The organism is Sphingomonas bacterium (genome assembly GCF_903642285.1).
Taxonomy (GTDB): Bacteria; Pseudomonadota; Alphaproteobacteria; order Sphingomonadales; family Sphingomonadaceae; genus Sphingomonas.
Genome location: NZ_CAHJWJ010000002.1, coordinates 13661 through 39798, shown reverse-complemented (window position 1 = coordinate 39798; position 26138 = coordinate 13661). Strand labels below are relative to the sequence as shown.

General features: G+C 65.7%; 20 protein-coding genes, 1 tRNA gene and 1 pseudogene. 12 read left to right on the top strand and 10 right to left on the bottom strand.

Features of this window, described 5'->3' with window-relative positions:
* The gene (locus HUU99_RS01375) at positions 1-1254 is read right to left on the bottom strand and encodes a sarcosine oxidase subunit beta family protein (protein WP_174284788.1); all 1254 of its coding nucleotides are present in this window, start codon (positions 1252-1254) and stop codon (positions 1-3) included.
* A 111-nt stretch (positions 1255-1365) separates the two neighbouring features.
* On the opposite strand from HUU99_RS01375, the gene HUU99_RS01370 reads away from it, so the two are divergent.
* Entirely contained in the window at positions 1366-2301 is a 936-nt protein-coding gene (locus HUU99_RS01370) for a GlxA family transcriptional regulator (protein WP_254602852.1), read from the top strand.
* Here the strand turns inward: HUU99_RS01370 and HUU99_RS01365 are convergent.
* Positions 2290-3717, bottom strand: a complete 1428-nt coding sequence (locus HUU99_RS01365) for a purine-cytosine permease family protein (protein WP_174284786.1) — start codon at positions 3715-3717, stop codon at positions 2290-2292. The two genes, HUU99_RS01370 and HUU99_RS01365, sit on opposite strands and share 12 nt — an antisense overlap.
* A 122-nt stretch (positions 3718-3839) precedes the next feature.
* Here HUU99_RS01365 and HUU99_RS01360 point away from each other — a divergent pair, with 122 nt between their 5' ends.
* From HUU99_RS01360 to HUU99_RS01350, 3 genes are read left to right on the top strand one after another with little or no spacing between them, the layout of a single operon-like run.
* The gene (locus HUU99_RS01360; protein WP_174284785.1) at positions 3840-4877 is read left to right on the top strand and encodes an LLM class flavin-dependent oxidoreductase; all 1038 of its coding nucleotides are present in this window, start codon (positions 3840-3842) and stop codon (positions 4875-4877) included.
* Positions 4877-5173 (top strand): DUF1330 domain-containing protein, encoded by a 297-nt coding sequence (locus HUU99_RS01355; protein WP_174284784.1) that lies wholly within the window; start codon positions 4877-4879, stop codon positions 5171-5173. The genes HUU99_RS01360 and HUU99_RS01355 overlap by 1 nt, the downstream gene beginning before the upstream one ends.
* Positions 5170-5574, top strand: coding sequence for a carboxymuconolactone decarboxylase family protein (locus tag HUU99_RS01350; protein WP_174284783.1), 405 nt, complete (start codon positions 5170-5172; stop codon positions 5572-5574). The genes HUU99_RS01355 and HUU99_RS01350 overlap by 4 nt, the downstream gene beginning before the upstream one ends.
* A gap of 7 nt (positions 5575-5581) precedes the next feature.
* On the opposite strand, the gene HUU99_RS01345 is transcribed toward HUU99_RS01350, so the two are convergent.
* The 3 genes from HUU99_RS01345 to HUU99_RS01335 are packed head-to-tail and all read right to left on the bottom strand — an operon-like array spanning position 5582 to position 8480.
* Positions 5582-7060: an aldehyde dehydrogenase gene (locus tag HUU99_RS01345; RefSeq protein WP_174284782.1), complete on the bottom strand. Its 1479-nt coding sequence runs from the start codon at positions 7058-7060 to the stop codon at positions 5582-5584.
* Positions 7057-7887: an alpha/beta fold hydrolase gene (locus HUU99_RS01340; protein WP_174284781.1), complete on the bottom strand. Its 831-nt coding sequence runs from the start codon at positions 7885-7887 to the stop codon at positions 7057-7059. The genes HUU99_RS01345 and HUU99_RS01340 overlap by 4 nt, the downstream gene beginning before the upstream one ends.
* On the bottom strand, positions 7887-8480 hold the full coding sequence (locus HUU99_RS01335; protein ID WP_174284780.1) for an amino acid synthesis family protein: 594 nt from the start codon (positions 8478-8480) through the stop codon (positions 7887-7889). The genes HUU99_RS01340 and HUU99_RS01335 overlap by 1 nt, the downstream gene beginning before the upstream one ends.
* A 146-nt stretch (positions 8481-8626) precedes the next feature.
* Between HUU99_RS01335 and HUU99_RS01330 the strand changes: the two genes are divergently transcribed.
* The 4 genes and pseudogenes from HUU99_RS01330 to HUU99_RS01315 all read left to right on the top strand — a co-directional run.
* Positions 8627-9256, top strand: coding sequence for a GntR family transcriptional regulator (locus tag HUU99_RS01330; protein WP_254602851.1), 630 nt, complete (start codon positions 8627-8629; stop codon positions 9254-9256).
* Positions 9257-9474: 218 nt separating this feature from the next.
* Positions 9475-11991: a TonB-dependent receptor gene (locus tag HUU99_RS01325; RefSeq protein WP_174284778.1), complete on the top strand. Its 2517-nt coding sequence runs from the start codon at positions 9475-9477 to the stop codon at positions 11989-11991.
* 77 nt (positions 11992-12068) lie between these two features.
* Positions 12069-14012, top strand: coding sequence for a tetratricopeptide repeat-containing sulfotransferase family protein (locus HUU99_RS01320; protein WP_254602850.1), 1944 nt, complete (start codon positions 12069-12071; stop codon positions 14010-14012).
* A pseudogene (locus tag HUU99_RS01315) lies at positions 14009-14326 on the top strand (ATP-binding protein); the annotation flags it as partial. The gene HUU99_RS01320 and the pseudogene HUU99_RS01315, both read left to right, overlap by 4 nt.
* 332 nt (positions 14327-14658) lie before the next feature.
* Here HUU99_RS01315 and HUU99_RS01310 read toward each other — a convergent pair.
* A tRNA-Thr gene (locus HUU99_RS01310) sits at positions 14659-14734 on the bottom strand.
* 179 nt (positions 14735-14913) lie between these two features.
* Here HUU99_RS01310 and HUU99_RS01305 point away from each other — a divergent pair.
* From HUU99_RS01305 to HUU99_RS01290, 4 genes are all read left to right on the top strand, one after another.
* Positions 14914-16191, top strand: a complete 1278-nt coding sequence (locus HUU99_RS01305; RefSeq protein WP_174284776.1) for a PAS domain-containing protein — start codon at positions 14914-14916, stop codon at positions 16189-16191.
* A 69-nt stretch (positions 16192-16260) separates the two neighbouring features.
* A complete protein-coding gene (locus HUU99_RS01300) occupies positions 16261-20865 on the top strand; it encodes an NAD-glutamate dehydrogenase domain-containing protein (RefSeq protein ID WP_174284775.1) in 4605 nt (1534 codons plus the stop codon).
* 176 nt (positions 20866-21041) lie between these two features.
* Positions 21042-22142: a redox-regulated ATPase YchF gene (ychF, locus tag HUU99_RS01295; RefSeq protein WP_174284774.1), complete on the top strand. Its 1101-nt coding sequence runs from the start codon at positions 21042-21044 to the stop codon at positions 22140-22142.
* 88 nt (positions 22143-22230) lie between these two features.
* Positions 22231-22689, top strand: coding sequence for a MaoC family dehydratase (locus HUU99_RS01290; protein ID WP_174284773.1), 459 nt, complete (start codon positions 22231-22233; stop codon positions 22687-22689).
* A 35-nt stretch (positions 22690-22724) separates the two neighbouring features.
* On the opposite strand, the gene HUU99_RS01285 is transcribed toward HUU99_RS01290, so the two are convergent.
* The 4 genes from HUU99_RS01285 to petA all read right to left on the bottom strand — a co-directional run bounded on the left by HUU99_RS01285 (position 22725) and on the right by petA (position 26103).
* Positions 22725-23231: a hypothetical protein gene (locus tag HUU99_RS01285; RefSeq protein WP_174284772.1), complete on the bottom strand. Its 507-nt coding sequence runs from the start codon at positions 23229-23231 to the stop codon at positions 22725-22727.
* Positions 23232-23403: 172 nt separating this feature from the next.
* Positions 23404-24255, bottom strand: a complete 852-nt coding sequence (locus HUU99_RS01280) for a cytochrome c1 (protein WP_174284771.1) — start codon at positions 24253-24255, stop codon at positions 23404-23406.
* A gap of 29 nt (positions 24256-24284) precedes the next feature.
* Complete coding sequence (locus tag HUU99_RS01275; RefSeq protein ID WP_174284770.1) at positions 24285-25568, bottom strand: cytochrome b; 1284 nt, start codon at positions 25566-25568, stop codon at positions 24285-24287.
* 1 nt (position 25569) lies between these two features.
* Positions 25570-26103 (bottom strand): ubiquinol-cytochrome c reductase iron-sulfur subunit, encoded by a 534-nt coding sequence (gene petA / locus HUU99_RS01270; RefSeq protein ID WP_254602849.1) that lies wholly within the window; start codon positions 26101-26103, stop codon positions 25570-25572.
* Positions 26104-26138: the final 35 nt, after the last annotated feature.

The following is a 26138-nucleotide window of genomic DNA, read 5'->3' as shown; positions in this document are numbered from 1 at the left end:
TCAGTGGAGATTGGGTTGGGCGCCGACGCCCTTTTCGTCGATGACATGCCCGGTCCGGAACCGGTCGAGCCGGTAGGCGGTCGCGGTCTCGTGCGGCGTGTCGGTGGCGAGCAGATGCGCGAAGCACCAGCCCGAGGCAGGCGTCGCCTTGAACCCGCCATAGCACCAGCCGGCGTTGAGATAGAGGCCAGGGATCTGCGCGATGTCGATGATCGGCGATCCGTCCATCGACATGTCCATGATGCCGCCCCAGCTGCGCAGCAGACGGGCACGCCCGATCATCGGCATGAGCGCCATGCCGCCCTCGCACACATCCTCGACGACGGGCATGTTCCCGCGCTGCGCGTAGCTGTTGTAGCCGTCGATGTCGCCGCCGAAGACGAGGCCGCCCTTGTCCGACTGGCTGACGTAGAAATGCCCCGCGCCGAAGGTGACGACACCGGGAATGACGGGCTTCAGCCCCTCGCTCACGAAGGCCTGGAGGACGTGGCTTTCGATCGGCAGGCGCAGCCCCGCCATCGCCGCCACGCGCGAGCTGTTGCCCGCCACCGCCACACCCACCTTGCTGGCGCGAATGGCCCCGCGCGTCGTCTGGACGCCGACGATCGCATCGCTGCCGTCGCGCAGGAACCCGGTCAGCGCGCAATTCTGGATGATGTCGACGCCCAGAGCGGAGGCGGCGCGGGCATAGCCCCAGACCACCGCATCGTGGCGCGCCGTCCCGCCGCGCGCCTGATAGAGGCCGCCCTGGATCGGAAAACGCGCATTGTCGAAGGCGAGGAACGGCGCGAGCTTGCGCACCCCGTCCCGATCGAGCAACTCGGCATCGACGCCATGCAGCCGCATCGCATTGCCACGCCGTGCGAAGGCGTCGCGCTGGCCGTCCGAGTGATAGAGGTTGAGTACGCCGCGCTGGCTCACCATCGCGTTGTAGTTGAGGTCCTGCTCCAACCCCTCCCAGAGCTTCATCGACCATTCGTAGAAGGGCTCGTTGCCGGGCAGGCCGTAGTTGGAGCGGATGATGGTGGTGTTTCGACCGGCATTGCCGCCGCCGATCCAACCCTGCTCGATGACCGCCACTCGCCTGATGCCGTGCACCTTGGCGAGGTAATAGGCGGTTGCCAGTCCGTGGCCACCGCCGCCGACGACGACGATGTCGTACGCCTCCGCCGGCGAGGCGTCACGCCATACCGGTTTCCAGCCGCGATTCGCGCCGAGCGCTTTGGTGGCAAGGGAAAGGATCGAGTAGCGCACGGGAGCCGCAATCTCATCAACTGTGTGACAAGAAATCTAGCTTCTTAACAGGAACTGCGGGATCCTGTAGGCGACGAAATGATGTCTCAGAACGACAATCATGCGCGTTCGGTGCCGGTCACGCTCGGCCTGCTGCTGGTGGATGGCTTCTCGCTGCTGTCCTATGCTGCCTTCATCGAGCCGTTCCGCGCCGCCAACATCCTGTCCGGCGCGCAGCTCTATCGCTGGAGCCATGTGGCGCTGCACGGGCGCGAGGCCTATGCCTCCAACGGCGCGCGACTGGTGGCGGACGTCGAGGTCGGCGACGCGGTGGATTGCGACACGTTGGTGGTGTTCGCGGCGGGGGACCCCGCGAACTTCGTCGACGAGGCGTGCTTTGCGTGGCTGCGGACGCTCGCGCGGAAAGGCATCCGCATCGGCGGCGTCTCGGCCGGCCCCTATCTGCTCGCGCGCGCCGGACTGCTCGGCCACCGCCGGGCGACGGTGCATTGGGAACATGCGGTCGCGCTGGAGGCGGCATTCCCGGATGTCGTGCTGGAAAACGGCCTCTACGTCATCGACGGCAACCGGATGACCTGCGCGGGAGGGACCGCGGGGCTGGACCTCGCGCTCTCGCTGATCGAGCAGGACCACGGGCGCGCGCTCGCCCGTCGGGTGGGCGAATGGTTCATTCGCGCCGAGCCGCGTAGTCCCGACCTTTCCCAGCGCGTCGGCGTGGCCGCACGCTACGGCACCACCAACCGGCGGCTGCTGCCGATGCTGGCGGCGATGGAGGCGGCGCTCGAGGACCCGCTGCCGCGCGCTGCGCTGGCGGGGCGGGCCGGTGTCTCGCTGCGCCAGCTCGAACGCCTGTGCGTTGCCGAGCTCGGTGCGGGCATCGCCGACACCTATCTGGCCATTCGCCTGGACCGCGCCGCCGAGCTGCTGCGCCGCACCGGGCTGTCCGTCATCGAGATCGCGTTCGCCTGCGGCTTCCGCAGCCCGGCCCATTTCTCGCGCCGGTTCACGCTACGCTTCGGCGCAAGTCCCAGTCGGTCACGGCGCTGAGGAAACATGCCGTCGTGAGTCGACCGGATAGGGTGGAGCCCCTGCCCCCTTTCCTTTCCGCGTCGCGCTCAGCGCGAGATAGATCGTGCCGGTCACCAAGGGCGCAACCAACCAGCCGATATCGACCCCGCCCAGCCGGTGCGCGATCGGACCGGTGTAGAGCGTGCTCGCGAGGAACGGAATCTGGATCAGGATGCCGGCGCTATAGGCCAACGTCGCCGGAAGGGAGAGGCGACCGTAGATGCCGCCGTCCGCCTCGAAAAAGGAGGCGATGTCGTAATGCCCTTTGCGGATGAGGTAGAAGTCCAGCAGGTTGATCGTCGCCCAGGGGACCAGCACCACCATCAACCCGATCACGAAGGTGATGAAGCGCGGGACGAAGACGTCGGCAGACACGGTGGCGACGGTGAGGCACCCGGCCAGCACCACGCTCGACAGCACGATGCGCGCGCGGCGGCGGGGCATCCAGGCCACGGCGAACGTCTGCGTCATGGTAATGAGCGACAGCACCGCGCCGTACATGTTGAGCGCATTGTGGCTGACGATGTTGAGCACGAACAGGATCATCAGCACCGGTCCGAGCGCGCCGATCGCAGTGCCGATCGCCGCCATGGGATCGGCGTTAATCGGCATGCCCGCGACCGCGATCGCGCCCAGCGAGAAGGACGCCGCGGCCCCCAACGCGGCACCGGCGAAGCTCGCAAGCAACGGCGCGCGGATGCCGATCGTCGGCGGCAGGTAACGCGAATAGTCCGATGTGTAGCAGGCGTAGGAGATCTGCCAGACCGCGGAGAGCGAGAACATCGACAGCCAGCCGAGCATCGTGAAACGGCCCGCCGTCCAGACCCCGGCGGGCATCGCCATCACCAGCTTGGCGGCGGCCAGCAGCAGACCCGATCCCATGAACCAGATGCCGATCCGGTTCAGCAGGTGAATGACGTTATAGCCGAGGATGCCGATCCCCGCCGCCGCCAGCGCCGCGCCGATCGCGCCGAACGGCAGCGCGATCCCCGGCTGCAGCGCATGGATCGACTTGGCGGCCAGGACGATGTTCGAGGTGAAGAAGCCGAGATAGATCAGGGTCGCGAAGACCACGACGAGAAGCGCGCCATAGCGGCCGAACTGTCCGCGGCTCTGGATCATCTGCGCGAGCCCCATCTGGGGCCCCTGCGCCGAGCATGCCCCGAGCACCAACGCGCCGATGACGTTACCGAGGACGATCGCGCCGATCCCCCAGACCAAGGGAAGGTGATAGACCTCGATCGCCATTGCCCCCGTGACGACCGGCAACGGCGCGATATTGGTGGTGAACCACAGGGTGAAAAGGTCGCGGACGCGGCCATGGCGTGCCGCCAACGGCACGAAGCCGATGCTGTTTTCTTCCACCATCCCTTGGCTATCGGCCGGACTTGCCATGCTCGGCGGTTCCTTCTAGCTGGACGATCGCGGCGGTATACCATCTTACGGTATTTTGACGTGTCGACCAGTGCAAGCGTCAATATTGGCGGATCGGGAATTTTGGCGGAAAGGGACGTTCGATGAAGTTCTCGCTGTTTCTGCACATGGAGCGATATGACGCTACCATCTCGCATCGCCAGTTATTCGAGGAGCTGCTCCAGCTTTGCGATCTGGCGGAGCAAGGCGGCCTGCATAAGGTGTGGATCGGCGAGCATCATGCGATGGAATTCACCATCTCGCCCAATCCGATCGCGCTCCTGTCCGCTATTGCGGAGCGTACCACGAAGCTCAGGCTCGGCGCAGGCACCTTCGTCGCGCCGTTCTGGCATCCGATCCGCCTCGCGGGCGAGGCGGCGATGCTCGACGTCATCAGCAACGGGCGCGCCGAGATCGGTCTGGCACGCGGTGCTTATCAGTTCGAATTCGACCGCCTGCTGGGCGGCGAGTCCGCGAATGCCGGCGGCAAATATCTGCGTGAGATGGTGCCGCTCATCCGCCAATTATGGGAGGGCGACGTCGCACATGATGGCGAGATCTGGCAGTTCCCGGTGTCCACCAGTGTCCCCAAGCCGGTGCAGCAGCCGGCACCGACGATCTGGATCGCCGCGCGCGATCCCGACTCGCACAATTTCGCGGTCGCTAACGGATGCAGCGTGATGGTGACGCCCCTGTTCAAGGGCGATTCGGAGGTCGAGGACCTGACCCGCAAATTCGACGAAGCCTGCGCCGCGAACCCCAGCGTCGCCCGCCCGCAGCTGATGGTGCTGCAGCACGCCCATGTCCATGCGGGCGCGGACGACTGGCACCGCGCGGCGGACGGCATCTCGTATTTCTACCGCGCCTTCGGCACATGGGCGGGCAATCGGACGCCGCCGGTCAACGGCTTCCATCACGACGTGCCGCCGCTCGACGTCGACAAGTTCCCCGACCTTGCCCCCGACGCGATCCGCAGGAATATGATGATCGGCCGGCCGAACGAGATCATCGGCCGCCTGAAGAGGTATGAAGCCATCGGCGTGGACGAATACAGCATCTGGGTCGACAACAGCCTGACCTTCGAAGAAAAACGCGACTCGATCCGGCTGTTCATCGACCATGTCGCGCCGGCGTTCGCGTGATGCCCAAGGCCTATTGGATCGCACGGGTCGATATAACCGAGCCCGAGGCTTATGCCGCCTATATGGCGCTGGGCGCTCCTGCCATCATCGGAAGAGGGGGCCGCATCTTGGCGCGCGCAGGACGCATCATCGCGCTGGAAGGACCGCCCCCGCGCCAACGCAGCGTGGTGATCGAGTTCGATAGCATGGAGGCGGCGCTCGCCTGCTACGATTCGCCCGAATACCGCGTCGCGCGCGAACGGCGGGCCGGTGCCGCGGACACCGAGATCCTGATCGTGGAAGGGGTAGACACATGACGGCGGACGCGCGCGAGCGAAGCGACCGGTTCGACCGCGGCCTGGAAACCCGGCGCGCCGTCCTGGGCGACGCCTATGTCGACAAGGCGCTGGACGCGGCCGACGACTTCAGCTGGCCGATGCAGCAACTCACGACCGAATATTGCTGGGATGCGATCTGGAACCGGCCCGGGCTCGACCGGAGGAGCCGCAGTATCCTCAACCTCGGCATGATCGCCGCCCTCAATCGTCCGCATGAGTTGAAGGCGCATGTGCGCGGCGCGTTGACGAACGGCCTCAGCCGCGAGGAGATCAGGGAAATCCTGCTGCAGATCGCGGTCTATGTCGGCATACCGGCCGGCGTGGACAGCTTCCGCCTCGCCCGCGAAGCGTTTGCCGAGATCGACGCCGCCGGCGATTGATCGTCGGCTATCGCATCATGAACGGATCGCCCATGGGGTCTTCCGACAGGTTGATCCACACGGTCTTCAGTTCGGTATAGTCCAGCACCGACTGAATGCCGCCCTCGCGGCCGTAGCCGCTGACGCCGTAGCCGCCGATCGGTGCCATGGCGGATATCGCGCGATAGGTGTTGACCCAGACGATGCCGGCATGGACGTCGCGCGCCAGCCGATGGCCGCGCGCGATGTCTTTGGTCCAGATACCGGCGGCCAGCGCGTAGCTCGTGCCGTTGGCCAGCTCCAGTGCTTCCGCTTCGTCATCGAAGCGCAGGAGCGCGGCTACCGGACCGAACACCTCGTTCTGCACGATGTCCAACGTAGCGTCGTCGCACGCGATCAGCGTCGGCTCGTAGAACCAGCCGTCCCGCCCCTCCGGCCGCCTGCCGCCCGCCAGCACGACGGCACCCTGCTCGACGGCGCGCGCCATCATCGTCTCGACGATCTCGAGCTGCTGCGCCGTCGCCATCGGCCCCATGTCGGACGCGGTATCCAGCGGATCACCGATGCGAATCCGAGCGATGCGCGCGGTGAGCGCCGCGACGAAACGGTCGTATATCCCCGCCTGCACCAGCAGCCGCGATCCGGCGACGCAGCTTTGTCCGGAGGCGGCATAGATGCCGGCGACCGCACCGTTCACCGCGCCTTCCAGATCGGCGTCGTCGAAGACGATGTTGGCCGACTTGCCGCCCAGCTCCAGCGAGAGTTTGGCGAAGTTCTCTGCGGTCGCGCGGATGACATGGCGCGCGGTCTGCGGCCCCCCGGTGAACGCCACGCGGCGGACGAGCGGATGGCTGGTCAGCGCCGCGCCCGCTCCGCCGCCCAGGCCGGTAACGACGTTCACGACGCCATCGGGGAAGCCGGCCTCCTTCACCAGCGCGGCGAAGCGCAGTATGCTGGCGGACGCGTGTTCGGACGGCTTCACGACCAATGTGTTGCCCGCCGCCAGTGCCGGCGCGAGCTTGATCGCGGTGAGATAGAGCGGGCTGTTCCAGGGAATGATCGCCGCCACCACGCCCACCGGTGCCGGCACGGTAAAGACCAACATGTCCGGCTTGTCGATCGGCAGCGTACTGCCTTCTAGCTTATCGGCGAGACCGGCGGCATAATAGAAAAATTCGGGCAGATAGGCGAGTTGCCCCCGCGTCTCCCGGATGAGCTTGCCGTTGTCGCGCGTCTCCAGTTCGGCCAGCTCGGCGGCGTTGGCGGCGACCAGGTCGCCGAGGCGGCGCAGCAGCTTGCCGCGCGCGGTCGCGGTCGTACGGTGCCAGGCGGCGGCATGGAAGGCGGCGTCGGCGGCGCGCACCGCCCGGTCCACATCGGCCGCGTCCGCGTCGGGAAGGATCGCCCAATCCTCTCCGGTGGTGGGGTTCCGCGACAGGAACGTCCGGCCGGACGCCGCCGCGGTCCACGCGCCGTCGATCAACATTTGGCATTCGGTCATGCTCATGCATTCTCTCCAATGCCGTTCGCAACCGGCAGCGATTTCAGGAAATCCAGCAACAGGGCGCTTACGATTGCGGGCATCTCGACCGCCATCATGTGGCGGGCACCCGCCACGATCCGCAAGGCAGCGCCAGGAATATGCGCGGCCAGCGCGTGCGCCATCGCCGGGGTCGATCCGACGTCCAGTTCGCCGGTCGCGACCAGCACCGGGCAATTGATGGAGCCGAGGCGATCCGATCCGAACGAGTCCTGGGTGGCGAACAGCCGGTAGGCGGTCTCGTATCCCACGGGATCGTTGTTCGCGAAACCCCGACGCAAGCGTCTGAGATAGTCCGGATGGGACGCCCGGAAGTCGGGACTGAACCAGCGGCCGATCGCTGCGTCGATATTCGCCGAAGGACCGTTTGTCGCGACCTCGTCGACCCGCTTGAGGATCGATGCCCGGACCTCGGGTGTGCGTGCGAAGACGCCGTTGAGGAACGCAAGGCCGGTCAGTCGCGACGGATGCCGCAACGCGAACGCGCGCGCCACCAGCGCGCCCATCGAAAAGCCGACCATCGCCGCGCGGTCGATCCCCGCGCGCGTAATGACCGCATCGACATGATCGGCATAATCGTCCAGCGTCGCCTCGCGGCCCGGCCGGGGACTGGCACCATGCCCAAGCATGTCGGGCGTCACTACCCGGTATCGGTCCCGAAGCGCGTCGATCTGGGCCGACCACATCTCGCGCGACAGGCCGACGCCGTGGATCAGCACGACCGCCGGCAGATCGCCGCCGCTGTCGTCGTAAGCCGCACGGATCGATCCGTCCTCGCCTCCGTCGCCGATCATCACGCGCGGACCGCTTCTTCCGCTGCGATGGCTTCGAGATCGAGATACCGGTTGCCGATCCGCGGATGCACCCGGCCGCCGTCGGCCGCGCCCAGGACGACCACGATTTCGTCCGCGAAAGGTGCGTCGGCGATGGCAAACTCGGCGGTGATGTAGTGCGAGCGCTGGCCTTCGTCGTCCTTGTGCATCATCGGCACCTGGATCGACGTACCGAGGCCACCGCGCTTGTTGGTGAAGCTGAGATAGGATTTGGCATCGACCGCCCGACGGTAATGATTGCCGAAGCGCAGAGTGTGGATCAGCGCGGAGGCGTGTTCGATCTCGCCATCCGCGCCGACGACCGCCGCTTTTCCATAGGCCTCGATCCGGTCGGCGGCGATGACGGCCGTCAGGCGTTCGACGAGCAGCGCTCCGAGATCGGAAGCGCAGGCACCGATCTCTGGCGAGAGGTCCTCCACGAAGCCGCGACCGGCCCAGGGGTCTGTCAGCACCGCAGCGACGAGGACGCTGTGCACCGGCCGCGTAGCCGCCCTGCCGCCTTCGACGCGGGTCTCATCCTGGTAGGTCACAAGCTTGCGGATGTTGAGAGCCATCTGAACCGCCCTATTTGTATGCCGTCTTCTGGTATACCACCAACATTGACAGGTGCAACATGTTCTGCGACAACATCGCCACACATTGAGGCAATGCGATACAGATGGACGAGTCGCTGGAGCGGATCGGGGTGCGGCCCCAGACATTGCGGATCATCGCGCTCGAGCGCGTCCGTGATGCGATCATCGAAGGACGGATCAAGCCGGGCGAGCGGTTGATCGAGCGGACATTGGCGGAGCGTCTGGGGGTCAGCCGCTCGGTCATCCGCGAAGTCATCCGCAACCTCGAGTCGGAAGGTTTCATCGAGAACACGTTGTCGGGGCCCCGCCTGATGACGCTGTCGATCGACCAAGCACAGCAGATCTATGAGATAAGGCTGCTGCTGGAATCATCCGCTGCGGCCGCCTGCGCCGAAGCGGCGACGCGGGAGACCGGCGGCCAGTTGCGCGCTGCTCTCGACGAGATCCGGCAGGCGCATGAGACGCACAGCTCCAATGGTGCGTTGCGGGCGACGACACGGTTCTACCAGATCATCTTCGAGACCGGCGGCCACGATATCGCCTGGGAGATCGTGCAGCGGCTGAACGGACGCATCAGCCAGATGCGCGCGCTGACGCTGTCGGCACGAGGGCGGCAAGCCGCCGGCATCGAACGGCTTTCGCGTATCGTGACGGCGATCGAAGACCGCAATCCGCAGGCGGCAAGCGACGCCTGCCGCGAGCATATTCGCGAAGCATCGCATATCGCGGCCAGTATGCTGGTCGAGAAGCAATAGCGGGTCCGGATTCGATCCCGGCATATCGATCGGCGCAACCGACAACGAGATAGAGATCGGTGGCGGGCGAGCGAATGTCCGCTGTCTATTACGGATAAGGGAAAATGTTTTTCTTGGGAGTAAAGTAACCATTGCCACCATGCGATTGGCGGTATACCATCAGAGGGTCGGGCGTGAGAATGGCCAAAGGTCAGCACGCAGAGAAAAGGGGGTAGCCGATGCGACTTTGGAGCGTGCTAATTAGCGGAACGGCCCTGACGACCTTCGGCGCGGCGGCCACCGCCGCTCAGGCAGGGCCTGCGGCACAGCCTTTGACGCCGATCCAGAGCGATGCCCCGACCTCGGTCGTTCCGACCCCGGCTGTCGCCGTACGAACGGCCTCCGCGCAGGCGCAACCGCAACCGTCCACTGCCGGAGATACGGGCGATATCATCGTCACGGCGACGCGAAGCGCCGAAAGCATCCAGCGCGTACCGATCGCGATCGAAGCGATCGACGCGAAGACGATCAAGTCGCAGAATATTCAGAACTTCCAGGATTATGTGTCGCACCTGCCGGGCGTGAGCTTCGCCGGCACGGGCCCGGGACAGAACGACGTCTATATCCGCGGGATCGCGTCGAACAAGATCGGGGTCCAGCTGTCCGGCGCGCAGGGCACCGTGCCCAACGTCGCCCTTTACCTGGACGACCAGCCCGTCACCATGACGGGGCGCAACCTCGACATCTACGTAACCGACCTGGAGCGGATCGAGGTCCTGTCGGGACCGCAAGGTACGTTGTTCGGTGCCAGCTCGCAGGCCGGCAACGTGCGCCTCATCACCCACAAGCCCGATCTCGACAAGTGGGAGGCGGGGGTCACGATGGGTGCATCGGTGACCGAGCACGGATCACCCAGCAACAGCGTCGAGGGCTATGTCAACGTTCCGCTGATCGACGGCGTGGCGGCGCTGCGGGTCGCCGCGTACAATAGCCATGACGGGGGATATATCGACAATGTTTCCGGCAGTCAGACGCTCTCGCCCTACAACCCCTATTACCCGGGGAAGGGCGCCACGTACGACGCCGCCAATAATACCCCGCTGGTGCGCAACGACTTCAACACCGATACCTATCGCGGCGTGCGCATCGGCCTGAAGGTCGAGCCGGTCCACAACTGGAGCGCCCTCATCCAGTTCTCGCACCAGGACCTCACGACCGACGGCGTTTTCGCCTATGATCCCGATGTGGGCGATCTGCAGGTCCAGCGTTATTATCCCGATCACCTCGACGACAAGTTCGATCAGGTGTCATGGAACATCGACGGCAAGATCGGACCGCTCGACGTCATCTACACCGGCGGCTATCTCCACCGCACCGCGTTTCAGACGATGGACTACACGTCCTACGGCAACGTGGGTCCGTTCATCCCCTATTATGTCTGCAACGCCAAATATACCCACTGCTCCGATCCTACGCTGGGCTATATCGGGCATATCGATTCCGAGCGGTGGAATCATGAACTCCGGATCAGCACGCCGAAGGACTGGCGGCTTCGCTTTACCGTCGGTGTCTATCACGACTCGTCCAAGACGACTGACCAGGGCGATTTCGATTATCCGGCATCCACGCTGAACGGCTTCGTTCAGAACGGCCCGATCCCCGGATCGACCGAGTCGAATCCCAATCTGCGCGCGCCCGGTATCCAGTTCATCAACGACTATACGTCGCGCAGCCACCAATTGTCGTTCTTTGGCGAGGCGTCGTTCGATATCCTGCGCGACCTGTTGACCGTGACCGGTGGTCTTCGCCGCTACCATCTCGTCTACAGCCTCGACGGGTCGACGTCGTTCGGCAACCGTTACGGCCCCGGGCTTTACGGGCGCAACATCGATCAGCTGCTTTCGAACGTATCGCCGAAGAGCGAGAACGGCACGGTTCCGCGCTTTACGCTGACGCTGACACCAAGCCAGCGCCTCCTGTTCTACGCCACCTATTCGCGCGGCTTCCGACCCGGCGGATTCAATCGTGGCTATGATCCCAATCCCGCCAAGGCGGACTCCGCGATACCGGAGACCTACGTCTCGGACAAAATTATCAATTACGAGGCTGGTTGGAAGACGACGTTCTTGCATGGACTCGTGCGATGGAACGGCACCGCCTATCTGATGAACTGGAACAACATGCAGTTGACGACGCAGAACGTCGGCATTGCCCAGCTATTCTACACCTACAACGCGGCGAATTCGCGGATCAAGGGCGTCGAAAGCGACTTCACGATTAGTCCCACGCGCCATATCCAGGTCACGGGCGCGGTCTCGTATAACGATACGCGGCTGACCAAGATCCTGGGTAACCCGATCCTTGCGGCCGATGTCGTTCCGGTCGGCTCGCGTCTGTCGCAGGCGCCGGTCATCCAGACCAACCTGCGCGCGCGCTATAGCTGGGCGATCGCTGACAACACTCTCTATACCGAGATTGGCGGCCAGACGGCATCGTCGAGCTATAGCTCGCTCGACCGCGAGGAACGTCAGAAACAGGCACCATATGGCGTACTCAACCTGTCGGCCGGCATTACCCACGGCAAGTATTCCGCGATACTATACGCGAACAATATCACCGATAAGCGCGCCGATCTTTACGATAACAGTCACTATAGTCCCAGAGACGCCAACGGCAATGCGATCACGAGCGTCTATGATCTGATCACCACCAATCGGCCACGCACCATAGGGTTGAAGATCAGCGTCGAAATGTGATTATTGGGCGATGACGGGTGGCAATCCGGCCCCCCATCGCCACGCGCAAAGCCATGACGAACGACGATCCTTCAATAGTGACGGACGACGCGGCGCTCCGGCTGAAACGGGGCGATATTACCGGCTGCATCGCCGCAGCCGAACTGGCGTTGGCGAAATGGCCCGAACACCCTGATGCCCTTTACATCCTGGCTGTGGGTTTGCGGTATGCGCACCGACTGGATGAAGCCGAGGTCGCTCTAGGTCGCCTGCTCGACGTGTTACCGGATCACGGCCGCGCTCTGCAGGAGCAGGGCCATATCATGCGCGCGAAAGGGCGCATGGACGAGGCCGCGCGTGCCTATGGCAAGGCGGTCGCGCTCAATCCCTCGCTCGAGGCGTCATGGCGCACGCTTCAGGCGATCCACCAGCATGCCGGTCAGCCGCATCTGGCCACCGAAGCAGAGCGCCAGGCGGCATGGCTGGCGGCGCTGCCGCGCGAATTGGCTGCGGTCGAGAACCTGATCGCGGAGAAACGGCTGCTGAAGGCCGAGGCGCTGTGCCGCGCTTTCCTGAAGGTCAATCCGCGGCATATTGAGGCGATGCGCCAATTGGCGGTGATCGGCCTGGCGATGAACATCCTCGATGACGCCGAGACGTTGTTACAGGCTGCGCTGGAGATCGCGCCCGACGATGTGCGCCTGCTGAGCGAACAGGCAAATGTTCTTAACCGGCGGCAGAAATATGCGGAAGCCCTGCGCGTGGCCGAGCGCCTGGCCGAGCTCGAACCGGGCAAGATCGCCTGGCAGGTGCTGCTTGGCAACATCTGCGTCGGCCTCGGCGCGTTCGAGCGCGCGATCGCGATCTACGAGACCGTCCTGCAAGCCTGGCCGCAGGCGGAGAGCGTCCATCTGTCCTGCGGCCACGCGTTGAAGACGATCGGGCGGCAGGACGCCGCCATCGGTGCCTACCGCGCGGCGTACCAGGCCCGGCCGGACTTCGGGGATGCCTATTGGAGCCTCGCCAACCTCAAGACCTACCGGTTCACCGACGCGGAACTGGACGCGCTTCGCCATTGGCAGGGCGCACCGCGCGTGACCGAGATCGACCGAATCCATCTGAATTTCGCGCTCGGCAAGGCGCTTGAGGATCGCGGCGACTATGCGGCGTCCTTCGCTCATTACGAGCAGGGGAATGCGTTGAAGCGGGCGCGTAGCGGGTATGACGCGGATCGGTTCGACGACGAAATCACGATGATGATCGCAGCGACGCCGCCCGAACTGTTCGCGCGGTCCGAGGGTGGGAGCGCCGCGCCCGACCCGATCTTCGTGGTCGGCCTGCCGCGCTCCGGATCGACCTTGATCGAGCAGATTCTTGCCAGCCATTCGCTGATCGACGGCACCGCCGAGCTGCCGAACGTGCTCGCCCAGGTGCAACGGCTATCCGGCAGGACGGACGCCGATGCCGCCACCCATTATCCCCACGACCTCGCCACGCTGTCGACGGCACGTAAAACGGCGATGGGCGAACGCTATATCGCGGACACGCGAACCTACCGCGCCGGTGCGCCGTTCTTCATCGACAAGATGCCCAACAACTTCCGGCATCTGGGCCTGATCGCGCTCATGCTGCCCAAAGCCCGGATCATCGACGCACGGCGCGAGCCGATGGCCTGCTGTTTCAGCGGCTTCAAGCAGCTGTTCGCCGAGGGGCAGGAGTTCAGCTACGGTCTGGAACAGATCGGCCGCTATTACCGTGGCTACACGCGGCTGATGGATCATTGGGACGAAGCGCTGCCGGGGCGGATCCTCACAGTCCACCACGAAGACCTGCTGCAGGATGTTGGCGGACAGACAAGGCGCATGCTGGATTTCCTGGGCTTGGCATTAGAGGAGTCATGCCTGAAATTCTACGAGACCGCGCGCGCTGTCCGCACCGCAAGCTCCGAGCAGGTGCGCCGCCCGATCGATCGAAGCGGTGCCGACCAGTGGCGCAATTTCGAACCCTATCTTGGTGCGTTGAAAGCTGCGCTAGGTGTGTGAACCGGCTCGAGGAGGAGGCCCGGATCGGCAAGGCAGGGACCCTGGCTGCCCAGCTCTCCCGGCTTGATCTCGTCGTCCTCGATGAGCTCGGCTATCTTCCGTTCGCCCGCTCCGCTGGCCAGCTGCTGTTCCACCTCGTCAGCAAGCTTTACGAGCGTACCTCGGTCATCATCACCACCAATCTGGCGTTCGGCGAGTGGCCGTCCGTGTTCGGCGATCCCAAGATGACGACGGCCATGCTCGACCGGCTCACTCACCACTGTGACATCGTCGAGGCCGGCAATGACAGCTGGCGGCGGCGAAACCGCAGCTAAAACCCTCCCCCGGACCCCCCTCCCGGTTGTTGACCCGGTGGGTCCACAGGAACCTCCCACGGCCGTCACCGCCAGCGCTCGTGGCGGCGCGCGGCGACGGCCGCGGGTCACTCCTATGGACTACCGGGACAACAGCCTAACATCAGAAAAGGGGGTTCCTCTTGGACGCCGATCTGGGGGCCCAGTTCGACGCCTATTTACACCCGACGCGCCGGTAGCGAGAGCAAGCCGTCCGTGGTGCGTTTGCTACCAAACACCGCGAATATGGCTGGCCCTGTAAGTTCGAACCACAAACATCGTTGTGGTGCAGTTGCGCCATTATACCGCGGGAATGGTGCCGCCTACAGGACTCGAACCTGTGACCCCCGCATTACGAATGCGATGCTCTACCAACTGAGCTAAGGCGGCGTGGCGGCGGCCGTTTCGCGACCGACGTGGTGGCTCGGCTAACAGGTCGGGGGGCGACTGACAAGCATGGACGGGCCAATCGATCATGAAGGCGCAGGGCTTTACGTCTCGTTTACCACGGGCGGTGCACAAGGATCGTCGCGGTCGGGGATGTGCCCTGGCGGACGGGGATCTGTGGCATGGACAGCGCACGCGGCTTTGACCGGGGGAACGCCGGCGTCGATCAGGACGATGTAGCGGATACCGATGTCGACGCCAGCTTCGACGATGCGATGTTCGACCTGGGCGGCGACGAGCGGCGGATGCATGTCCGCGCGTACAATCACTGGGTGTCGCTGCTGCGCGGACGCCCCTATCCGTCGATCGCGGACCTCGATCCCGACACTATCGTGGATTTCGGCGCGAACAGCGCGCTGCTCGATTTTTCCGGCGGGATCGATGATCCGAAGATCGCATATCTCGGCCGAACGCTACGCGAGGAATGCGGGCTGGAGATCGGCGTCGCGCGGATCGCCGACGTGCCGACCCGGTCGTTGCTTTCGCGGCTGACCGATCATTATCTCCAGATCATCGCCAATCGCGCGCCGATCGGGTTCGAAGCGGAATTCGTCAACACGCGCGGACTGACGACCCTGTATCGCGGGATCCTGATGCCGTTCTCGTCGGATGGTGACGCGATCGATTTCATCTACGGCGTCATCAACTGGAAGGAAGTCGCCAACCAGCAGGTCCAGGCCTCGCTCGACGCCGAACTGGCCGCCGCCGTCCATGGCGGTGCCATGCCCGGCGAGCCCGCGATCTGGGCGGACGGCCCCAGCGGCGGTTTCGGTACGCCCGATGACGGAGCCGATGGCGAAAGCATCCCGGGGGTCTTCATCGGATCGCTCGACGACCGGCTCATGATGGCGCGTGAAAGCGCCGCCGCGGCACGCGCAGCCGATACGCGCAGCCGTGCGGTGCTATACCGCGCGCTCGGCCGTGCCCATGATTTCGCGATTGCCGCGGCCGGGGCCCAGGCCGAATACGATGCATTGCTCGGCCGGGCGGGCATCGTCGTTCAGGCGCGCGCGCCGATGACCCCCGTCGTGAAGCTCGTCTTCGGCGCGGATTACGACAAGACCCGGCTGACCGAATATGCCGCGGTGCTGCAGCATGCGGCGCGCAACGGCGTCGCGTCGGGCGGGCTGCCGCTGTTCCTCGATGCGTTCGACGGCGGCGTGAAGGCGGTGGTCGCCGCGGAGCGCGCCGCGCGGAAACCCGACGTCGCGGTACCGGTGCCGCAGCCCGCCTTCGCCGATCGTCCTGCGATGGCGCATGTGTCGATCGACACGGGCGCGACGCCGGGCAGCCTCGTGGTGCTGGTGGCACGGGTCGCGGCGGATGGGACGCTGGATGTCGTGGGCAGCATCGCCAATGACGCCGCGCTGAATAAGCGAGTATTGACCGCACTCGCGTAAAGTTACGTTGCGGCGCAACATCGTTTCGCGTCTTGAGAACGTCACCCGCCCGGTTCATACGCGGCAGCCATGGCTGACATCTCGACCACATCGCTGTCGGACGCGCTCTCCGCCCGATTGACCAAGGGCGCGCTACCGGGCGAATTGACGGGGTTCGGTCCTGCGGAGGTCGCGGCGGCCGCGGCGTTCGTCGTCGCGACCGGGTTGGTCCGCACAGACGAGGCACCGGCAATTGCGATCGAGCCGATGGCATCGGACGATACGCGCCGGCGGGTACGCCTCGCCATCGTCAACGACGACATGCCGTTCCTCGTCGATTCGATCGCCGCCGCGATCGGCGCGCGCGATATCGCGATCGACCGGATCATCCACCCCATCGTCCGGACGACGCGCAATGCCGCGGGCGAACTGACGGATATCGGCGGTGCCGGTAATCCCGAATCGCTGATCTATATCGAGATGGACCGGATCGACGCGCGCGACCGGCGGACGCTGATCGATCAGATGATCGCGGTGCTGGCGGACGTGCGCGCGGCGGTCGCCGACTGGCGACAGCTGCAGCGCGCGATGGCGGCGGACGAGGCGGCGTTGCCGCAGGGCGAAGGCGCGGCGCTGCTGCAGTGGCTTCTCGACGGGCATTTCACGCTGCTGGGCCATCAGATGTGGAACCGGGCGGAAGGCGCGGGTGTCGCGCTGGGCATCGCGCGCAACGCGCATGCCACGCCGATCCTCGCCGACGCGTCGAGGACGCTCGCCGCCGCGTGGTTCGACCAGGGGGGCGGGGCACCCCTGCTGCTGAAGTCGAGCCTGATCTCGACGGTCCACCGGGCGGTGCCGCTCGACCTGGTCGTCGTACCGGTGAAGGCGGACGGCACGGTGACCGGCCTGTCGATCCATGCCGGGCTTTGGACCAGCGCAGCGCTTGCCGCGCCGCCGCGCGACGTCCCCGTGCTGCGCGCGCGGCTGGCGGCGCTGGAGGCGAAATTCGGGTTCGATCGCAAGGGTCACACCGGCAAGGCGCTGACCCACGCGCTGACCGCCCTGCCCCACGACCTGGTCTGCGCCTTCGCGCCGGCGGCGCTCGAGAGGCTGGTGCTGACTGCGATGTCGCTGGCGGACCGGCCGCGACCGGCATTGGTCCTGGTCGAGTCCGCGCTGGGACGCCATGTGTTCGCGTTCGTCTGGCTGCCGCGCGACGAAGTCACGACGTCGCGCCGGGTCGCGATCGGCGAAATGCTCGCGGCGGCCGCGAACGGCATCGTCGTGAACTGGTCGATCGCGCTCGAGGACGGCGGCGTCGCGCTGACCCGGTACACGATCGACGTCCGCGCCGGCGGGAGGATGCCCGATCCGGCACCGCTCGACCGACGGCTGGAACAGATGGTGCGCGGCTGGGTGCCCAATGCCGAGGCCGCGCTGGCGGAGCAGGTCGGTCCGGCACGAGCGGCGCGGCTGGCGCTGCGCTGGGCGGCGACCTTTCCGCAAAGCTACCGCAACGCCACGACGATCGACGAGGCGGCCGCGGATATCCAGCGGATCGCCGCGCTGGCCGACGATCAGGACCGGTCGGTGCGATTGTATCCGGCGCAGGCGGGGCCGGAGCAGCGGCTGAAAATCTATCGCCTGGGTGGCGCGCTGGCGCTGTCCGATGCGGTGCCCGTGCTGGAGAATTTCGGCTTCCGCGTCATCGGCGAATTGCCGACGAGACTGGCGGACGAGACCGCGGCCCATGTCCATGAATTCGCGGTCGAGGTCGGCGGCGGCGCGTTCGCGGACGATCCCGCGGTGCTGGAGAACGCGATCGCCGCGGTGCTGCGCGGGACGGCGGAGAACGACGCGTTCAACGGGCTGATCGTCGAGGCCGGCCTCGCGCCCGCATCGGTGATCCTGTTGCGCGCCTGGTTCCGGTATCTCCGCCAGGCGGGGCTGACCTACGGGATGGCGACCGTCGTCGATGCGTTGCGCCGGTCGCCCGCGCTCGCGAAGGCGCTGGTCCACCGCTTCGCCGCAGCGCACGATCCGGCCGCCATGCATGACATCGCCGCCGCCGATATGGCGGTGACGGCAGCGCTCGATGCGGTGTCGGCGATCGACGACGACCGTATCCTGCGCGCCTATCGCAACCTGATCGCCGCGACGCTGCGCACCAACGCCTTCGCGGCCGCCGCTGCCGAGGCGCTGGCGTTCAAGTTCGACAGCCACCTGATCCCCGGCCTGCCCGCCCCGGTGCCGTGGCGCGAGATCTGGGTCTATTCGCCACGCGTGGAAGGCATCCACCTGCGCGCCGGCCCGGTCGCGCGCGGGGGCTTGCGCTGGTCCGACCGGCGCGACGATTTCCGGACCGAGATCCTCGGCCTGATGAAGGCGCAGCGGGTGAAGAACGCGGTGATCGTGCCTACCGGCGCGAAGGGCGGCTTCTACCCCAAACAGCTCCCCTCCCCCGTCAGCCGCGACGCGTGGCTGGCGGAGGGCACCGAGAGCTACCGCGTGTTCATCCGTGCCTTGCTGTCGGTCACGGACAACATCGCGGCGGGCAAGGTCGTCCATCCGCAGGGTGTCACGATCCTCGACGGCGAAGACCCGTATTTCGTCGTCGCCGCGGACAAGGGCACCGCGACGTTCAGCGACGTCGCCAACGCGCTGGCGCTGGAACGCGATTACTGGCTGGGCGACGCGTTCGCCAGCGGCGGGTCGTACGGCTATGACCACAAGGCGATGGGCATCACCGCCAAGGGCGCGTGGATCAGCGTGCAGCGGCATTTCGCCGAGCGCGGGATCGATGTGCAGACCCAAGCCATCACCGTCGTCGGCTGCGGCGACATGTCGGGCGACGTGTTCGGGAACGGCATGCTGCTGTCGAAGACGCTGAAACTGATCGCCGCGTTCGACCATCGCCACATCTTCCTCGATCCCGCGCCCGACCCCGCCGTGAGCTGGACCGAACGCGCGCGGATGTTCGCGCTGCCGCGCTCGTCCTGGGCGGACTACGACGCGTCGCTGATCTCGAGGGGCGGCGGCATCTTCGCGCGGACCGAGAAGACAATCCGCGTGTCCCCCGAAGCCCGTACCGCGCTCGGCATCACGGCCGACACGCTGGAACCGGCGGCGCTCATCACCGCGATCCTTAAGGCGCCTGCCGATCTGCTCTGGTTCGGCGGCATCGGCACCTATGTGAAGGCCGCGTCCGAAGCGAACATCGCGGTGGGCGATCCGGCGAACGACCGGCTGCGCGTCGACGCCGAGGACCTGCGCGTCACCGCGATCGGCGAGGGCGCCAACCTGGGCGTGACGCAGGCCGCGAGGATCGCATTCTCCTTGCGCGGCGGCAGGATCAACACCGACTTCATCGACAATTCGGCAGGCGTCGATTGTTCGGACAACGAGGTCAACATCAAGATCGCGCTGAACCGCGAGATGAACGAAGGCCGCCTGCCCTTCGACGCGCGCAACACGCTGCTGACCCAGATGACCGACGATGTCGCGCACCTCGTGCTGGAGGATAACCGGCTCCAGACCCTGGCGCTGTCGATCGCGGAGCAGGACGGCCCGACCGCGATCCCGAGCTATGTCCGCGTGATCGAGATGTTCGAGGAAACCGGCAGGCTCGACCGCGCGGTCGAGGGATTGGCGAGCAACGACGAACTGATGCGGCGCGGACAGGACGGGCGCGGGCTGACCCGGCCCGAACTCGCGGTGCTGCTCGCGACCGCGAAGCTCGCGCTGCAGGACGCGATCGAGCACGGGACGCTGGGGGGCGACGACGCGCTGAAGCCCGACCTCCACGCCGCCTTCCCGACCGCGATGCGCGAACGGTACACGACCGCGATCGACACGCATCGGCTGCGCGGCGAGATCGTCGCGACGAAGCTGGCCAACCGGATCGTCAACCGGATGGGTATTCTCTACCCGTTCGAACTGGCGGAGGAGGAAGGTGCTGCGATGGTCGACATCGCGGCGATGTTCGTCGTCGCCGAACGTCTGCTTGGGCTGGATTCGCTGTGGACGGACATCGAGACCGCCGCGATGCCCGAGGCGGGCCGGATCGCGCTGTTCGACGAGACCGCGGTCGCGGCGCGGTCGCACATCGCGGACCTGTTGCGAGTCAGCGCGCCGGGCACCGATCCGGGCAGCGTGCTCGCGCGGCTGGCGAACGGCATCGCCGCGCTCGATCGGCAGATCCCGACGCTGCTGCTCGACGAGGCACGTGCACAGGGCAATGCGATCGCCGCCACGCTTACGGCCACGGGGGCGCCGGCGGACCTTGCGCAGCGCGTCGTGCGGCTGTTCGCACTCGACGGCGCGGTCGGCCTGGCCGCACTCGGCGAACGGCTGCGGATCGACGAGGCGATACTGACCCGCGCCTTCACGCATCTGGGCCAGGCGCTCGGCCTGGACTGGGCGCAGTCGACGGCGGCGCGGCTGTCGCCGAGCGACCCCTGGGAGCGGCTGCTGATCGCCGGGCTGGCGCGCGATTTCCAGCAATTGCGGCTGGATTTCCTGGCGCGCGTCGGCGGCGGCGAACCGCAGGTGTCGGTGGATGCGTGGCTGTCGGCCAATGCGGCGCGGGTCGCGCAGTTCAAGGCCGTCATCGACCGCGCCCGCCATGCCGCGACACCGAATGCCGCGATGCTCGCGCAGATCGCCGGTCAGGCGCGGGTGTTGCTGGCGCGGTGATCCACGTCATGCCGGGCTTGTCCCGGCATGCAGAGCCGCACGCGATGACCCTTGTGGCTCTGGACCCCGGGACAAGCCCGGGGTGACGGAGAGTTGAGCTAACCCCTCCCACCCGCTAAAGCGCCTCGATCCCCGCGCGCCATCGGCCGCGCCACTTTTCCGGACTGGACATATCCATGGGTTTCCGCTGCGGCATCGTGGGCCTGCCCAACGTCGGCAAATCCACCCTCTTCAACGCGCTGACGCAGACCGCCGCGGCGCAGGCGGCGAATTATCCGTTCTGCACGATCGAGCCTAACGTGGGCAATGTCGGCGTTCCCGACAAACGGCTCGATGCGCTCGCCGCCATCGCCCACTCGGCGAAGATCATAGAGACGCAGCTGGCGTTCGTCGACATCGCCGGGCTGGTCCGCGGCGCGTCGAAGGGCGAGGGCCTGGGCAACCAGTTCCTGGGCAATATCCGCGAAGTCGACGCGATCGTCCATGTCCTGCGCTGTTTCGAGGACGGCGACGTCACGCATGTCGAGGGCAAGGTCGATCCCATCGCGGATGCCGAGACGGTAGAGATGGAATTGATGCTGTCCGACCTCGACAGCCTGGAAAAACGCGTTCCCGCGCTCGCCAAGAAGGCGACGCAGGGCGACAAGGAGGCGAAGATCGGCGCGGCGGTCCTTGGCCAGGCGCTCGACCTGCTAAGGCAGGGTAAGCCCGCACGACTGACCCAGCCGCGCGACGAGGAAGAAGCGCGCATCTTCGCGCAGGCGCAGCTGCTGACCGCCAAGCCCGTCCTGTACGTCTGCAACGTCGACGAAAGCGATGCCGCCGACGGCAACGCGCACAGCGCGCGCGTGTTCGAGAAAGCGAAGTCGGAGGGGGCCGAGGCGGTCGTCGTCTCCGCCGCGATCGAGGCGGAGATCGCGACGATGCCCGCGGAGGACCGCGGCGAGTTCCTGGCGGAGCTGGGGCTGGAGGAGACCGGCCTCGCCCGCGTCATCACCGCGGGCTACAAGCTGCTGCATCTGCTGACCTTCTTCACCGTCGGTCCCAAGGAAGCGCGCGCCTGGACCGTCCATACCGGTGCCAAGGCTCCGCAGGCGGCGGGCGAGATCCACACCGATTTCGAACGCGGCTTCATCCGTGCGGAGACGATCGCCTATGACGACTATGTCGCGCTGGGCGGGGAGAGCGGCGCGCGCGATGCGGGGAAGCTGCGGCAGGAGGGGAAGGAATATCTCGTCCATGACGGCGACGTGATGCTGTTCCGGTTCAACGTTTGATCTTTTGTTCCTTGCCCGGGACGGGGAAGGCAAATCCGCGAACATTCGTGTGAGACCGGCAACGATATACCGGGGGAGGGCCACGCCGATGACCGACGACCGTTTCTATTTCGAGGATCTGGAAATCGGCCGCAAGGCCAGCTTCGGCGGCTATGCGGTCACGCGTGACGAAGTGGTGGCGTTCGCGGCGAAATTCGACCCGCAGCCCTTTCACCTGTCCGACGAGGCGGCGGCCGCGACGCATTTCGGGCGATTGTCGGCGAGCGGGTGGCACACCGCGGCGATGACGATGGCGATGGTGGTCGAGAATATGAAGGCGGATCGGCAGGCCGGGCTCGGCTCTCCGGGGATCGACGAGCTGAAATGGCTGACCCCGGTCTATCCCGGCGACACGCTACGCTGCGAAACCGAAATCGTCGAGAAGCGCCGATCCGCGAGCAGGCCCGAAATGGGTATCTTCAAGAGCCGGATGACCGTCTACAATCAGCATGACGTGAAGGTAATGACCTTCGTTTCGAACGGATTGATCTCGACGCGATCCGTCTGACGGCGGGGGATCGTCGCGATCCCCCGCCCGTCTGCTCAGCGGTGGCCGCCGCCGCTATGCGCCGATTGGCCACCGCCGTGAAAGCCGCCGCCGCCGTGGAAGCTCCCTCCGCCACGGTTGCCGCCGTTGCCATGAAAGCCGCCACCAGCGGTACCGGGCGTCCCGCCGCCACGGTTCGCGAACGCGCCCCAATTGCCGCGTCCGGTATAGCCGTTGCCGCGATATTGTTGACGTCCGCTCCAGTAACGCTGCTGGTCGCGGTTCCACCGATAGGGTCGGCGATACCGGTCGTAGACGTAGAAGCCCGACCCTGGATAATAAAAGTCGCCGTACCAGCCGAAATAGCTCGCGCCATAGCCATAGCCGCCATAGCCATATAGCCCGTCGCCATAGGAACCGTCGCCATACGGACCATCGCCATAATAGCCCGGTGCCGCGGCATAGCCGACACCGACGCCGCCATAGCCATAATCGTCTACGCAACCCGACAAACCAACCGCTAACCCAATGGCGAGCGCCGCAATTCCTGTTTTCCTGAGCATGATATCTCGTCCCGTACGCTGGGCGCGACGTAGAACGCGCCGCGATCATTGCAGAACGTACGACGAACGCCGCAGTTCCGGTAGGACTACTGTCCTACCGATCAGGCGGCGATATCGTCTGCATCGTGCGGGAGCACCTCCGGTGCGAAGGACCTACGCCTTCCCGAACCAGTCAGTGAACCTCGTCGCGCCAGACATTCTGATACGCGCCCCAGCACAGGAAGCAGAAGATCAGGAGGAAGATCAGTGCCGCGAACCCGCCGGCGTGGCGCGCTTCCAGCTTCGGCTCCGCGGTCCACGTCAGGAACGACGCGACGTCCTTCGCCATCTGGTCGACGGTCGGCTTGGTGCCGTCGGTATATTGCACCTGCCCATCGGACTTCAGCGGCGGCGGCATCGCGATGTTGAGGTTCGCGAAATATTTGTTGTAATATAGTCCCTTGGGCGTCGCGATATCCGGGAATTCCTTCAGCAACTCGGCCGGCTGCGGACCATAGCCGTGACCGACGAGCCGATAGACATAGTCCGCCCCGCCTTCGCGTGCCTTGGTGATATCGGACAGATCGGGCGGCACCGCGTTATTGTTCGCGGCGCGCGCGGCGATGTCATTGGCGAAGACCAGCGGGAAATGATCCGATGGCAAATTCTTGCGGGTCGCCGTTTCGCCGGTATCCGGATTGGGCGACGGCTGTTCGATCTGCCACTGCTGCGCGATGGCCTTCGTCTCGGGCTCGCTATAGCCCAGTTGCTGCAAGTCGCGGAACGCCACCAGACGGATCGAATGGCAGGCGGAACAGACCTCCTTGAACACCTGGAACCCGCGCTGCAGCTGACGGTCGTCATATTTGCCCAGCAGCCCGGCCGAGGGCAGGTCCGCGTTCAGCGACGGGGTGCGATCATGGACCCATTCCGCCGCGGTCTCGGCCGGGGGCGTCTTGATCCGATCGGACACGGTGCCGAACAGCGCGAGCGCCAGCACGAAGACGAACGCGGCGCCGACGACCGCTGCAATTGCACGAACCATTGTTCTTTAAGCCCCTTTTCCGGTCCGGCTCACGCGAGTGCCGTTTGCGCCGGGCTCGTCCCGCCGGCCTTCGACAGCACCGCTTCGGTGATCGAATTGGGCAGCGGACGCGGACGTTCCGAACGCGAGATGATCGGCAGGATGATGAGGAAATGCGCGAAATAATAGGCCGCGGTGATCTGCCCCAGGATGGCATAGGTCGGCGTCGCTTCCGACCCGCCGACCCAGCCCAAGATCAGCACGTCCGCCACGAGCACCCAGAACGCGATCCGCGCCTTGGGCCGGTAGTTGTTCGACCGCACCGGCGACGTATCGAGCCAGGGCAGGAAGAACAGCAGCAGGATCGAGCCGAACATCGCCAGCACGCCCCACAGCTTCGCCGGCAGGATGAAGTCGGCGGTGAACGAGCGCAGAATCGCGTAGAAGGGCCAGAAATACCATTCGGGCACGATGTGCGCGGGCGTCGAAAGCGGGTTCGCCGGGATGTAATTGTCCGGATGGCCGAGATAGTTCGGCGCGAAGAACAGCAGGAAGGCGAAGACGAGCAGGAAGATACCGAGCCCGAACCCGTCCTTTGCGGTGTAATAGGGATGGAACGGGACGGTGTCCTGCTTACCCTTCACGTCCACGCCGGTCGGGTTGTTCGACCCCGGGATGTGAAGTGCCCAGATGTGCAGGATGATGACCGCCGCGATGACGAACGGCAGCAGATAGTGAAGCGAGAAGAAGCGGTTGAGCGCCGCGTCGTCGGGTGCGAACCCGCCCAGCAGCCACACGCGGATGCTCTCGCCGACCAAGGGGATCGCGGAGAAGAAGCCGGTGATGACCTGCGCGCCCCAGAAGCTCATCTGCCCCCAGGGCAGAACATAGCCCATGAACGCGGTCGCCATCATCAGCAGGAAGATGACGACGCCGAGCAGCCACACCATCTCGCGCGGGGCCTTGTACGATCCGTAATACAGCCCGCGGAAGATGTGCGTGTAGACGACGATGAAGAACATCGATGCGCCGTTCGCGTGCGCATAACGCAGGAACCAGCCGCCATTGACGTCGCGCATGATGTGTTCGACCGAATCGAACGCGATCGCGCCGTTCGCGGCATAATGCATCGCCAGCACGATGCCGGTGATGATCTGGATGCCGAGCGCCGCGCCCGCGAGCACGCCGAAGTTCCAGAAATAATTGAGGTTGCGCGGCACCGGATAGCCGGCACCGACCGCGTTGTAGACCAGCCGCGGCACCGGCAGCTTCTCGTCGAGCCACCGCATCAGCGGCACCTTCGGCTCGTACTGCTTTGCCCAGGGAAAGCTCATCTCAGGCCGCCTTGCCGACGAGAACCGCCGTATTGGAAGTGAAGGTGTAGTCGGGAACGAGCAGGTTCTTGGGGGCCGGCCCCTGCCGGATGCGCGCGGCCGTGTCGTACTGCGATCCGTGACACGGGCAGAAATACCCGCCGAACTTGCCGCGGTTCTCGCCCTCGTGGATGCCGAGCGGGATGCAGCCCAGATGCGTGCAGACGCCGAGCGTGATCAGCCAGTTCTCGTGGCCTGGCTTGGTGCGCGACGCCAGCGTCGCGGGGTCGCGCAGCGTCGAGATGTCGACCGCGTTCGCCTCGGCGATTTCCTTGGGCATCAGGTTGCGAACGAACAGCGGCTGCTTGCGAAAGCTGGTGACGACGCCCTGCCCGGGTTCGATCTTGGTGAGGTCGACCGCGGTGGTCGACAGCGCCAGCACGTCCGCGGACGGGCTCATCTGGTTGATGAGCGGCAGCACGATCGCCAATCCGCCGACGCCCGCAAGCGATATCGCGGCGATGTTCATGAAATCGCGGCGGCGCGGGTCTTCCATCGGTTCATGAAAAGGCGCGGGATCTTCGCCGAGAG

Coding starts and splice junctions, on each gene's coding strand:
- HUU99_RS01365 (WP_174284786.1), bottom strand. CDS start 3,717: ATGGCAAGTCCGGCCGATAGCCAAGGGATGGTGGAAGAAAACAGCATC.
- HUU99_RS01360 (WP_174284785.1), top strand. CDS start 3,840: ATGAAGTTCTCGCTGTTTCTGCACATGGAGCGATATGACGCTACCATC.
- HUU99_RS01355 (WP_174284784.1), top strand. CDS start 4,877: ATGCCCAAGGCCTATTGGATCGCACGGGTCGATATAACCGAGCCCGAG.
- HUU99_RS01350 (WP_174284783.1), top strand. CDS start 5,170: ATGACGGCGGACGCGCGCGAGCGAAGCGACCGGTTCGACCGCGGCCTG.
- HUU99_RS01345 (WP_174284782.1), bottom strand. CDS start 7,060: ATGAGCATGACCGAATGCCAAATGTTGATCGACGGCGCGTGGACCGCG.
- HUU99_RS01340 (WP_174284781.1), bottom strand. CDS start 7,887: ATGATCGGCGACGGAGGCGAGGACGGATCGATCCGTGCGGCTTACGAC.
- HUU99_RS01335 (WP_174284780.1), bottom strand. CDS start 8,480: ATGGCTCTCAACATCCGCAAGCTTGTGACCTACCAGGATGAGACCCGC.
- HUU99_RS01325 (WP_174284778.1), top strand. CDS start 9,475: ATGCGACTTTGGAGCGTGCTAATTAGCGGAACGGCCCTGACGACCTTC.
- HUU99_RS01305 (WP_174284776.1), top strand. CDS start 14,914: ATGGACAGCGCACGCGGCTTTGACCGGGGGAACGCCGGCGTCGATCAG.
- HUU99_RS01300 (WP_174284775.1), top strand. CDS start 16,261: ATGGCTGACATCTCGACCACATCGCTGTCGGACGCGCTCTCCGCCCGA.
- ychF (WP_174284774.1), top strand. CDS start 21,042: ATGGGTTTCCGCTGCGGCATCGTGGGCCTGCCCAACGTCGGCAAATCC.
- HUU99_RS01290 (WP_174284773.1), top strand. CDS start 22,231: ATGACCGACGACCGTTTCTATTTCGAGGATCTGGAAATCGGCCGCAAG.
- HUU99_RS01285 (WP_174284772.1), bottom strand. CDS start 23,231: ATGCTCAGGAAAACAGGAATTGCGGCGCTCGCCATTGGGTTAGCGGTT.
- HUU99_RS01280 (WP_174284771.1), bottom strand. CDS start 24,255: ATGGTTCGTGCAATTGCAGCGGTCGTCGGCGCCGCGTTCGTCTTCGTG.
- HUU99_RS01275 (WP_174284770.1), bottom strand. CDS start 25,568: ATGAGCTTTCCCTGGGCAAAGCAGTACGAGCCGAAGGTGCCGCTGATG.
- petA (WP_254602849.1), bottom strand. CDS start 26,103: ATGGAAGACCCGCGCCGCCGCGATTTCATGAACATCGCCGCGATATCG.